Origin of the sequence: Bacillus sp. DE0042 (assembly GCF_007680225.1) — a bacterium.
Classification (GTDB): domain Bacteria; phylum Bacillota; class Bacilli; order Bacillales; family Bacillaceae_G; genus Bacillus_A; species Bacillus_A wiedmannii.
Genome location: NZ_VEJP01000001.1, coordinates 666,104 through 678,022, shown reverse-complemented (window position 1 = coordinate 678,022; position 11,919 = coordinate 666,104). Strand labels below are relative to the sequence as shown.

General features: G+C 36.6%; 11 protein-coding genes, 2 pseudogenes and 1 other annotated feature. Of the genes and pseudogenes, 12 read left to right on the top strand and 1 reads right to left on the bottom strand.

Annotation, left to right across the window (positions count from 1 at the left end; genetic code table 11):
* Positions 1–72: 72 nt before the first annotated feature.
* Both FS802_RS32010 and FS802_RS32005 read left to right on the top strand, forming a co-directional pair.
* Positions 73–846: pseudogene (locus FS802_RS32010) on the top strand (XkdF-like putative serine protease domain-containing protein); the annotation flags it as partial.
* Positions 839–1,345, top strand: a pseudogene (locus FS802_RS32005) (SH3 domain-containing protein); the annotation flags it as partial. The pseudogenes FS802_RS32010 and FS802_RS32005, both read left to right, overlap by 8 nt.
* A gap of 302 nt (positions 1,346–1,647) precedes the next feature.
* Here FS802_RS32005 and FS802_RS03130 read toward each other — a convergent pair.
* Positions 1,648–2,469, bottom strand: coding sequence for a hypothetical protein (locus FS802_RS03130; protein ID WP_088107120.1), 822 nt, complete (start codon positions 2,467–2,469; stop codon positions 1,648–1,650).
* 109 nt (positions 2,470–2,578) lie between these two features.
* Between FS802_RS03130 and FS802_RS03125 the strand changes: the two genes are divergently transcribed.
* From FS802_RS03125 to argS, 10 genes are all read left to right on the top strand, one after another.
* Positions 2,579–3,226 (top strand): HD domain-containing protein, encoded by a 648-nt coding sequence (locus FS802_RS03125; protein ID WP_000165957.1) that lies wholly within the window; start codon positions 2,579–2,581, stop codon positions 3,224–3,226.
* Positions 3,223–5,118 (top strand): ABC-F family ATP-binding cassette domain-containing protein, encoded by a 1,896-nt coding sequence (locus tag FS802_RS03120; protein WP_000783182.1) that lies wholly within the window; start codon positions 3,223–3,225, stop codon positions 5,116–5,118. Before FS802_RS03125 ends, FS802_RS03120 begins: the two co-directional genes overlap by 4 nt.
* A gap of 75 nt (positions 5,119–5,193) precedes the next feature.
* Positions 5,194–5,925: a Bax inhibitor-1/YccA family protein gene (locus tag FS802_RS03115; protein ID WP_001260655.1), complete on the top strand. Its 732-nt coding sequence runs from the start codon at positions 5,194–5,196 to the stop codon at positions 5,923–5,925.
* A gap of 154 nt (positions 5,926–6,079) precedes the next feature.
* Complete coding sequence (locus FS802_RS03110; RefSeq protein ID WP_000975142.1) at positions 6,080–6,334, top strand: DUF4318 domain-containing protein; 255 nt, start codon at positions 6,080–6,082, stop codon at positions 6,332–6,334.
* Between the two features lie 158 nt (positions 6,335–6,492).
* The gene (locus FS802_RS03105; protein ID WP_088107121.1) at positions 6,493–6,831 is read left to right on the top strand and encodes a single-stranded DNA-binding protein; all 339 of its coding nucleotides are present in this window, start codon (positions 6,493–6,495) and stop codon (positions 6,829–6,831) included.
* A gap of 165 nt (positions 6,832–6,996) precedes the next feature.
* Positions 6,997–8,124 (top strand): conserved virulence factor C family protein, encoded by a 1,128-nt coding sequence (locus tag FS802_RS03100; protein WP_063262727.1) that lies wholly within the window; start codon positions 6,997–6,999, stop codon positions 8,122–8,124.
* 3 nt (positions 8,125–8,127) lie between these two features.
* A complete protein-coding gene (locus tag FS802_RS03095; RefSeq protein ID WP_144524864.1) occupies positions 8,128–8,511 on the top strand; it encodes a thiol-disulfide oxidoreductase DCC family protein in 384 nt (127 codons plus the stop codon).
* Positions 8,512–8,594: 83 nt separating this feature from the next.
* A complete protein-coding gene (locus FS802_RS03090; protein ID WP_000063705.1) occupies positions 8,595–9,029 on the top strand; it encodes a BrxA/BrxB family bacilliredoxin in 435 nt (144 codons plus the stop codon).
* A gap of 49 nt (positions 9,030–9,078) precedes the next feature.
* The gene (locus FS802_RS03085) at positions 9,079–9,855 is read left to right on the top strand and encodes a class I SAM-dependent methyltransferase (protein WP_088107122.1); all 777 of its coding nucleotides are present in this window, start codon (positions 9,079–9,081) and stop codon (positions 9,853–9,855) included.
* 40 nt (positions 9,856–9,895) lie between these two features.
* Positions 9,896–10,110, top strand: a binding site (T-box leader).
* A gap of 45 nt (positions 10,111–10,155) precedes the next feature.
* Positions 10,156–11,844, top strand: a complete 1,689-nt coding sequence (gene argS / locus FS802_RS03080; protein ID WP_088107123.1) for an arginine--tRNA ligase — start codon at positions 10,156–10,158, stop codon at positions 11,842–11,844.
* Positions 11,845–11,919: the final 75 nt, after the last annotated feature.

The window sequence follows — 11,919 nt, the reverse complement described above, 5'->3', positions numbered from 1 at the left end:
ATACAGCTTTAAATTGGCTGCTATGCGTTTTGACAGTGGAACCCCAATATTTATAGGGAAGGAGGTAAAACAATGGCATATGAACTGAAAAACGCTAATATTAGCTATGTTTCCCTAGTTACAAAGGGAGCTAATGGTCGTCAATTTGCCATCATGAAAAGCGAAGCTGCTAAACAACCAAATATATCAAAACAGATCCCAATCCTTAAAACAGAGGAAGAGAAGCAGCTTATTACAGGTGTAGTATATGAACCGCTTGTTGAAGATAGTCACGATGACATGATGACTGCAGAAGAGATAGAAAAGGCTGCATATACTTTTATGGAAAATTACCAACATATCGATAAGCAGCATGATGAAATAGCTGGTAAAGGTACTGTCGTCGAAAACTGGATTGCTAAAAGCGATATGATGGTTGGCGATCAAGAGGTAACAGCTGGTACCTGGCTTATGACAGTCCGCGTCGACGATGAAGAAACATGGGAACAAGTAAAGAAAGGCGATATTACAGGGTTTTCAATGGGGGGATTTGCTGAACGTGTAGAAATTGCGAAGGCAGATGATTTTACTCATGAAGATAAAAGTCTCATTCGAAAAATGCTAGATTTCGTCAAAGGTGAAAAACACGAAATTAAAAAAGGCGAAGTTAAAGACCGCTTTATTGATGAAAAACAAAAGCGTGATTTACGGGCTGTTTTTAATTTATTTGAAGATGTGTTCTATTGGGAGATTTGGGAAAGTAATCCCGATATCGACCGTATGGCAGCTGCTCTTGACGATATGAAGGACATACTTTCATCTATTAAGGGCGGTTATACCATTGCGGAATCAGAAGATAGTACAAAAGGCGTATGAAGGCGAAACAGTTACAGTTAAACCAAAACCACAAGAACCTTCTCAAAACGTAACATGGACAACAGGGCTTGCTTATATCGATGGATATAATGTAAACCTTAGAAATGGACCATCAACAAATTACGGTATTATCCGTCAATTAAGTAAAGATGAATCCTATCAAGTGTGGGGAAAACAAGGTGATTGGTTAAATCTTGGTGGTAATCAATGGATTTATAACAATCCATCCTACATTAAATATCAAGGGGAACAAACTTCTGCTGCAAGTTCTGAAGTAGGAAAACGCGTTGTTTCTAAAGTGGACAACCTTCGCTTCTATGATTCTGCTTCTTGGTCTGATAAAGATGTAGCTGGAACTGTAGATGAAGGACTTGGTTTCATTATCGATGCCAAAATAAGTGTTAATGGCTCACCGCAATATAAAGTACACAACAGCCAAGGGAAAATATACTATGTAACTGCATGTGAAGTCTACGTATATATGAAGTGAAAAAGTATGCCCAAGTTTAGACATACTTTGGATGATGAAGAATTAGGGTTTACTGTGAATCTAAAAGTTAAAGTAAATGGTTTGCCCTGATATGAAATTCAAAATAGTAAAGGCGTTTCGTGTGCCGTTTATGTTCACATATTTGCTCACATTTTGTTCACGTATTATATAAAAAAGTATGAAAATCCATAAAAATAATTATTCTAATAAACTTTATTCCGGATACTAAAAAGTGCCAGACCCCTTGTGATATAAGGGATTTGGCACTTTTATATTTTTTATGTTTTAGCAAATAAACAACCCTAAAACTGCTCATTCTTCTCCCAAGATTCTACAATATAATGTGCAATCGTCGGGTTGAATCCTTTCCCAACTAAAAACATAATCGCAGCAACTTCTGTTAAAGCATGTTTGTGTGATGTATGTTTTGCTTCATTTAAACCGTAATCTACCCAAGGTTTTACGAAATCTAGTACAGGTTTCTTTAAAGGTAAAAACTGTGTACCGACAACTTGTTGAATTTGTTGTTGCGTTGGTTCTGTAATTGGTCCAGGCGGTAAGATTTGAGGCTGTGTGATATCAAATGTTGGTCCTGGTGGTAAGATTTGCGGTTGTGTAATATCGAGTGTTGGTCCTGGTGGTAAAATTTGTGGTTGTGTTGGATCGATTGTTTGAGGTGCCGGTGGTGAAACACGCGCGTCATAGTTTGGTTGGTGCATTTGCGGCTGAGTTGCATATGGATTTTGTTGAAATTGTTGTTCTTGATTTTGTGGTACTACGTATGGATTTTGTTGAAATTGTTGTTCTTGATTTTGTGGTGCTACATATGGATTTTGTTGAAATTGTTGTTCTTGATTTTGTGGTGCTACGTATGGATTTTGTTGAAATTGTTGTTCTTGATTTTGCGGTGCTGCATATGGGTTTTGAGGATATTCATAATTTGGACGTGTGTCGAATGAATTTTGTTGATGATTAGCTTCTTGGTTTTGTTGTGATGCGTATGGATTTTGTTCATAGTGTTGCTCTTGTAGCTCTTGTTCTTCATATTGTTCTGTGTATCTTTGGTCCTGTTGCTGAGGGTAAAATGGTTGTTGTGGATAAGGCGGTTGATTATTATAGAACATATTTATTCCTCCTTCATGATGATGCCTACCACCCAGTGTATGGGCGGACAAGAAAATATGTGATGAAAAAATGCGGGCGTGTTACAATAAGTAACTGGGTGAAGATAAAATGACAAAACAAGAAAAGATTCAAAAAACAATTACTTTTGTAAAACATATTTTAGAAAAAGATGCGAGTGGGCATGATTGGTATCATATTGAACGCGTACATAAACTGGCGATTTCTTTATCCGAGCAAGAAGGGGGAAATCGTTTTATAATTGAAATGGCAGCATTACTTCACGATGTGGCAGATGAGAAGTTAAATGAAAGTGAAGAAGCAGGAATGAAAAAAGTTTCTGATTGGTTAGAAGAGTTACATGTTGAAGCAGAGGAAAGTAAACATGTTCTTCATATCATTGCCAATATGTCTTATAAAGGTGGTCATGGCGGTAAAGTGGATTCACTTGAAGGGAAGCTTGTTCAAGATGCGGATCGCTTAGACGCTCTTGGAGCAATTGGAATAGCTCGCACATTTGCGTATGGTGGAGCGAAAGGGAGATTAATGTATGATCCAACTATTCCTCCACGTGAAGTGATGACGAAAGATGAATATAGAAAAAATAACGATCCATCTTTAAATCATTTTTATGAAAAACTTTTGAAACTAAAAGACTTAATGAACACGAACGCAGCAAAACAAGAGGCTGAAGTTCGTCATCGTTATATGGAACAGTTTATTGAACAATTTATGAAAGAGTGGAATGCACAAATATGAAAATGTTAACTGTGGAAAACTTATCGAAATCATACGGAGAAAAACCGTTATTTGATGGATTATCATGTAGTATTACAGAAGGACAACGTGTCGGAATTATTGGTGTAAACGGTACTGGTAAATCGACATTATTAAAAATTATTGCAGGGTTAGAAACTCCTGATACAGGTGATATGACGCATTCCCGTGGGTATACAATTAGTTATTTATCACAGCAACCAGAGTTTGATGAAAAACTAACAGTATTAGAGCAAGTGTTCCATGGTGATACACCTTTAATTCGTCTTCTTCGTGATTATGAACAATCGTTATTAAATATCGAAAAAGATCCAAGTAATGAAAAAGTACAGGAACAATTATTTGCAGTGCAGCAACGTATGGATGCGATGAGTGCATGGGAAGCAAATGCGAATGCAAAATCGTTATTAACGAAATTAGGAATTACTGATTTTACAGCAACTGTTGGAAACCTATCTGGTGGACAAAAAAAGCGTATTGCAATGGCGCAATGTTTTATTGAAACACCTGATTTATTAATTTTGGATGAGCCTACGAACCATCTTGACCATGAGACAGTTGAATGGTTGGAAGAATATTTAGCAAGATATAATGGTGCGGTATTACTTGTAACCCATGATCGTTATTTCTTAGATCGTGTGACAAACCGTATTTTTGAATTAGACAATGGTAAACTATATAGTTACGAAGGAAACTATAGTACATTTTTAGAAGCGAAAGCACTTCGTGAAGAACAAGAAATTGCGCAAGAATCAAAACGTCAAAACTTATATCGCCGCGAACTAGCATGGATCCGCCGCGGTGCAAAAGCTCGTTCGACAAAGCAAAAAGCACGTATTCAACGATTTGATGAGTTAAAAGGTCAAGAAGGACCAGCTGCAAAACAGTCAGTTGATATTGCGCTTAGCGGCAGTCGCCTCGGTAAAAAAGTACTTGAGTTAAAAGATGTAACGAAAAAATTCGGTGATAAAACGGTATTACACAACTTTAATCATATTGTAAAACCAGGAGATCGTATCGGAATCATTGGAGCGAATGGAAGCGGAAAATCTTCTCTATTAAATATGCTTGCAGGCAAGTTAGCTCCTGATAGTGGTGAAGTTGAAGTAGGACAAACTGTAAAAGTTGCTTATTATACGCAAGAAAATGAAGAGATGAATTTAAATCAGCGTATGATTGAATACATTAAAGAGATTGCAGAAGTTATTCATACGACAGATGGAAAAGTAATTGGTGCATCTCAAATGCTAGAACGTTTCTTATTCCCGACGCACTCACATGGTACACCGCTTGGTAAACTATCTGGTGGTGAAAGAAGACGTTTATATTTATTACGTATTTTAATGGGAGAACCAAACGTACTATTACTGGATGAACCTACGAATGATCTAGATACACAAACATTAACAGTACTGGAAGATTATTTAGAAGATTTCCCAGGTGTCGTTTTAACTGTATCGCATGACCGTTACTTCTTAGATAAAGTAGTAGATGAATTGTTCATCTTTAGTGGTGGAGGCGAAGTGCGTGAATTCCTAGGTAGTTATACGGACTTTTTAGAAATGGAAAAGACGAAAGAACTTATTGAGAAGGCGGAAGTTCAAAAAGAGAAAAAAGTGGTAGAAGAAGCTCCGAAACAACAACGTAAACGTAAACTTTCATACAAGGAGCAGCGTGAATGGGAAACAATTGAAGATACAATTGCTGAACTAGAAGAGAAAATTGAGTCAATTGGAGAAGAACTTACGAAAGTTGGATCTGACTTCACAAAGGCACAAGAATTATCTGAAGCACAGCAAAAAACAGAAGAAGAGCTAGAAAAAACGATGGAAAGATGGAGTGAACTATCAGACATCGTTGAAGGATTAAAATAAAAACAAGCTGCATATATTGAAAAGTAAAGAGAAAAACTTTACACTATTGGTAGAACCTATTTTAGGAGGGAAAAAATGAGAACATCTAATCCAATGTTGAAAAAAGAGGCATTCCGTAAAGAGGGAGCAAGTGCTTCTGCGATGACGATTGGCGGAACAGTAGGCAAAACGTTTATTATGCTTATCTTGCTACTTGCAACGTCTGTCTATTCATACATACAGATGATGCAGGGGACGATGAAGATGCCAGTACTAATTGGTGCTTTAATCGTTGCGGCAATCATCGCATTTGCGTCTATGTTCTTCCCACGTATTTCACCTTTTGGTGCACCAATCTATGCGGCAGTAGAAGGGGTTGTATTAGGTAGTATTTCAGCGGTTTATACAATGAAGTTTGGCGATTCTATCGTTTTAAATGCTGTATTACTAACAATCTCAATTCTATTTGCAATGTTAGTGTTATATGCAACGCGTGTAGTAAAGGTAACGGATAAATTCCGTACAGGCGTGATGGCAGCAACACTTGGAATTATGGTTATGTATTTAGTCGTATTTCTACTAAACATGTTTGGTGTAACTGTTCCGTACATTCACCAAGGCGGTACGATTGGTATTATTATTAGTGCAGTTGTTATCGTAGTTGCTGCATTAAACTTATTACTAGATTTCGATTTAATCGAAAATGGTGTACGTAGTCAAGCTCCGAAATATATGGAGTGGTACACTGCGATGGGACTAATGCTTACATTAGTTTGGTTATACTTAGAAATTCTTCGTTTCGTTTCTTACTTTACGAAAAATGACTAATAAAAAAATCCTGCATGAAAAATGCAGGATTTTTTTATTTTCAAAGATAGAGTGAAATTTTAATCAGTGAGGCTTATACTGCCTGTTAATGCAGGTTAATTTCGGTAATGGTATAATATGGTTGTTGGTAAATCAAATTGAAGGGGGATGGAATATGATGAAAGAGAAGAAAGGGATTATGAAAAAACTATTTTCTAAAAGTTTTTTCATAGAACTAGAAGATGCTTTAACGTATCCATCATCAGAAGTTATTATTTCCGCTATCGAAAGGTATGCGGTTGAATGTCAGGAACAATTGAATTTTGAGAGTAAAGTTAAACCGATTACTTTTTACTTAGAAAATGTAATGTATCGTGTTGAGATAAAGATGGCTCGCGGTGGATATTACATTTCCTGTAGTGAAGTATAAATTTTGAAACCTTACATGTTTAATATATGTAAGGTTTCTTTTTTTCTTTTACAGCATATAAAATAATATTTTTTACTTTAAAATATATTATTTTACGTTTTTTACCCTTCATACATTTTTCTTTACAATAAAGAAAAATATGTGAGGTGGTATAACATATGATGAATCGAGTTGTATTAATCGGTAGATTGACAAAGGAGCCAGAATTATACTACACAAAGCAAAGTGTCGCTTATGCACGAATATGTGTTGCGGTGAATAAAGGTTTTCGAAATAGTTTAGGTGAGCAACAAGTAGATTTTATTAATTGTGTCGTTTGGAGAAAATCGGCTGAGAATGTAACTGAATATTGTAAGAAGGGGTCACTTGTTGGAATTACCGGACGTATTCATACGAGGAATTACGAGGATGATCAAGGAAAGAGAATATATATAACGGAAGTTCTGATTGAGAGCATTACATTTTTGGAGAAAAGGCGGGAGGGGGCATCGCAATAAGATGGGATTTTAAACAATGGGTTTGGGGGAATTAGGTGGAAAGAGAAAGAATGAAAAAGTATGATGATGGAAAGAAATCAGCAAGATAAAGCATCCGAGTAGGTTTAAAGAGGTGGAACATGTTACAATACAGCTAAGAACATGCAATAAAGGAGAGTTTTTTACGTGAAGATTAAAGCAATTGAACCGACGCCAAGTCCAAATACAATGAAAGTTATTTTGAATGAAGTATTACCATCAGGAGCGCGTAATAATTATACAAATGAAAATAAAGAACAAGCACCAATGCAAGTGCAAGAAATTTTGAAAATTGAAGGCATTAAAGGTGTATATCATGTAGCCGACTTTTTAGCAGTGGAGCGAAATGCGAAGTTTGACTGGAAAGTTTTATTACAACAAGTTCGTGCTGTTTTCGGCGAAGAAGTAGTAGAAGAAAGTGAAGAACAACAACTTGCTCATTTTGGAGAAGTGAAAGTGTTTGTTCAAATGTTCTTTACAATTCCAATGCAAGTAAAGTTAACAGATGGAACAACGGAAGAACGTGTTGGTTTACCAGATCGTTTTAAAGAATCAATTATGAAAGTTCAAATGTCTGCACCAAACGTTGTAAAAGAACGTAAATGGGTGGAACAAAGTACACGTTACGGTAATTTTGAAGAAATCGGGAAAGAAGTAGTAGAAGAAATTGTTGCTGCTTATTCAGAAGAACGTGTAAATGAAACAGTTAAAGAATTATTAAACCAGGCAGGTGCTGTTGAAGTAACGATTCAAAAGCGTGAGCCATATAAAGTAACAGAAGAGATGATGAAAGATGCTGACTGGAAAAACCGTTTTGCGGCATTAGAACAAATGGATCCTACTGAAGAAGATATGCCAGTGTTGAAGATGGCGTTAGATGATGAAAAAGTTTCGATCCGCCGTTTAGCAACAGCGTATTTAGGTATGGTAAAAGGTGATGGAGTATTGCCGTTATTATATAAAGCGTTATTAGATCGTTCAGTAAGTGTTCGCCGTACAGCGGGCGATTGCTTATCAGACGTAGGTGATCCAGCAGCGATGTTCGTTATGATTAAATCTCTGAAAGATTCAAGTAAATTAGTACGCTGGCGTGCAGCGATGTTCTTATTTGAACTTGGAGATGAAAGTGCGATTCCGGCATTAAAAGCAGCGCAAGATGATCCAGAGTTTGAAGTAGCGATGCAAGCGCGTCTAGCATTAGAGCGTATTGAAGGCGGAGAAGAAGCAAAAGGTTCTGTATGGAAACAAATGACGGAGTCTCGTAAAGGAGAATAATGTATGATTGTTTTCTATGATAGTTGGTGCCCGATGTGTACGGCGGTTGCTGAACGTACGAAAAAATTAGATAAAAAGGGTAGGATGAAATTTGTTTCATTTCGAGATGAAGATGTAGTTGAGAAATATGAACTCTCTCAAGAACTACAAAGCAAGATGGAACAAAGATTGTATATTTTGAAAAATAATAAGTGGTATGACGGGATTCATAGCATACATGTATTAGCAAAGGCTGTTCCATCTTACTGGTTTGCCGTGCCTTTTATAAAACTATCTATTGTACTTGGATTTGGAAGTAAAGTATACGATTATATCGCTAACAATAGAAAACTTGTCCCAGTTGGACATTGCCGTGAAGGGGTTTGTGAAATCCCTACAAAAAAATGAAATCATCGTAATCTTTCTTTTGCACCTAGTAATAGAGCGTGATATGATGAATTTGGAATGAAAGTTGAAGGAGAGATTACAAGATGTCAAATGCTTATGAAGAATACATGCGTCAAATGGTAATCCCAATGCGTCAAGAATTAGTGCGTTCTGGGTTTGAAGAGTTAACTACAGAAGAAGCTGTAACAGAATTTATGGAAAACACGGCAGGTACAACTTTAGTAGTTGTAAACTCTGTTTGTGGTTGTGCAGCTGGTTTAGCACGTCCATCAGCAGGTCAAGCAGTTGTTCGTGCTGAAAAACAACCTGATCATCTTGTAACTGTATTCGCAGGCCAAGATAAAGATGCTACTGCAAAAATGCGTGAATACTTCGGAGAAATTCCTCCATCTTCACCATCTATGGCATTATTAAAAGGAAAAGAAGTTGTTCACTTCATTCACCGCCATGAAATTGAAGGTGCAACTATGGACGAAATTATTACGAACTTAGAACAAGCTTTTGAAAAGAATTGCTAAAGAAGGGGGAGAGTAAATCTCCCTCTTTTCTTTATATAGAGGTGAAAAAATGATCGTAACAACAGCAGGAAGAACGAACAAAGAAATGACAGATTATGCAAACAAGGTAGCAGCAGAATTAAATCGTTCTTTCGTTAAACGTAATGACGTACCAGTACATAAACTGCATGAGCAGTATGAACAAGATGTACTTGTTGTAGGGAAAAACCGATTAGCTATTTATCCGAGAGGAACGGAAGAGTCGTTTTTCTTTCATCCAAACTCAGCGATGTTTCGTGTGAAAAGGTTAATGCGCGGAGAACATGATCCGTTTGTACAAGCCACGCAATTAGAGAGCGGAATGACAGTGTTAGATTGTACGCTTGGCATGGCATCAGATAGTATTGTAGCTAGTTATATTGTTGGTGAAAGCGGAAAAGTAACGGGACTTGAAGGCAATGAGTATATGGCTTATATTATGGAAAATGGTTTGAAAACATGGTCTTCATCTGTTTCTGAAATTGATGAGGCAATGCAACAAATCGATGTGAAGCAAACGGAGCATTACTCATTTTTAAAACAATGTGAAGACAATAGTTATGATGTCGTTTACCTTGATCCAATGTTCGAAGAAACTGTTATAGAATCAGATGGAATAAAAGGATTAAAACACTTCGCTTTGTATCATGATATTACTGACGAAACAATTGCGGAAGCGAAGCGTGTGGCGAGAAAGCGTGTCGTTTTGAAAGATCATTTCCGTAGTTCTAGATTTGAAAAACACAATTTTCACGTATACAAAAGAAAAAGTGCTAAGTTTCACTTTGGTGTAATTGACCCTTGCTAATTGTTTGAAAAGATGTATAATAAGCAATAATTAATTAAATATACTGTCTGTGATGAAGAGAGTAGTCTTTTTTCGAAGGAAAGCGAGCTAGAGATGGTGTGAGCCTAGTACGGAAGAAAAAGATGAAGCGCACTTCGGAGATGCTTCTTGAACGAATAGTAGAGAAAGCCGAGGCCCCCTGTCCTCGTTATAAACGGGAAAGTGGTTCTTAACGAACAACAAGGGTGGTACCACGGGTTAAAACTCGTCTCTTTTTTAGAGACGAGTTTTTTGTGTTTTAAAAATTAAGGAGGTTGTAGTATGGATTATAAAACGCAGTTTGCGGAAAGTTTATCTAATATTTTCACGAATGAATTAACGCAAAACCAAATTTTAGATTTAATCGAAACGCCGAAACAAGATGAATTCGGAGATGCGGCATTTCCATGTTTTTTACTTGCGAAACAATATAAAAAATCACCAGCTATTATCGCAAAGGAAGTTGCGGAGAAATTACATGATCCGTTCTTTACGAAAGTAGAGGCTGTTGGCCCTTATGTAAATGTATTTTTTAATCGTGAAACTGTAAGTGATACAGTATTAAAAACGATTTTAGCGGAGAAAGAAAAGTACGGTCAAAATCACTTTGGATGTGAAAAGACTGTAGTTATCGACTATTCCTCTCCGAATATCGCGAAACCTTTTTCAATGGGGCATTTACGTTCTACAATGATAGGGAATTCATTGAAACATATCGCTGAAAAATGTGGCTATGAAGTTGTAGGAATTAATTATATTGGGGACTGGGGAACACAGTTTGGAAAGTTAATTACTGCTTATAAAAAATGGGGAAATGAAGCAGTAGTGAAAGAGGATCCAATACGTGAACTATTTAAGTTATATGTTCAATTCCATGAAGAGGTAAAAGACGACGAAGAACTAGAAGAAGATGGACGCGCTTGGTTTAAGAAATTAGAAGAAGGTGATGAAGAAGCAGTTGAGCTTTGGAATTGGTTCCGTCACGAATCCTTAAAAGAATTTTCTCATATTTATGAACTGCTCGGTGTTGAATTTACTAATTTTCAAGGAGAAGCTTTTTATAATAATTTAATGGAAGATTTTATTGGGATTTTAGAGGAACATGATTTGCTTGAAGAGTCAGAAGGTGCGTTAGTCGTTAATTTAGAAGAAGAGGGAATGCCGCCTTGCTTAATTAGAAAATCAGATGGTGCGACGATTTACGCAACACGTGACTTAACGGCAGCGTTATATCGTCAAAACACATATGCATTTGATAAAGCGTTATATGTAGTTGGCCCAGAACAAAGTTTACATTTTAATCAATTTTTCACTGTATTAAAAAAGCTTGGTTACAATTGGGTTGACGGCATGGAACATGTACCGTTTGGGTTCATTTTAAAAGACGGCAAGAAAATGTCGACACGTAAAGGAAGAGTTATTTTACTTGAAGAAGTACTTGAGGAAGCAATTGACCTTGCAAAACAAAATATTGAAGAGAAAAATCCAAATTTAAAGCAGAAAGAAGAAGTAGCAAAGCAAGTCGGCGCTGGCGCAGTTATTTTCCACGATTTAAAAAATGAGCGTATGCATAATATTGAATTCTCATTAGAAAACATGCTGAAATTTGAAGGGGAAACAGGGCCGTATGTACAGTACACACATGCACGTGCGTGCTCTATTTTAAGAAAAGAAAGTGTAGAATTTGAAACGTGTACGTTTGCTTTAAAAGATGATCATAGCTGGAGCGTTGTAAAATTATTGAATAAATTCCCACAAGTAGTCGAAGCAGCCTTCAACAAAAATGAGCCATCAATCATTTCGAAATACGTATTAGATGTAGCACAATCGTTTAATAAATATTACGGAAATGTGCGTATATTGGAAGAGAGCGAAGAGAAAGACAGTAGACTGGCATTAGTGTTTGCTGTGACAGTTGTATTAAAAGAGGGATTACGTTTACTTGGGGTGGAGGCACCTAAGGAGATGTAAAACAAATAGGTATACGTATCATAGTAGATATGTATGCCTATTTATTTTTATAGAAAATGTGAAAGCAGAAGTTTT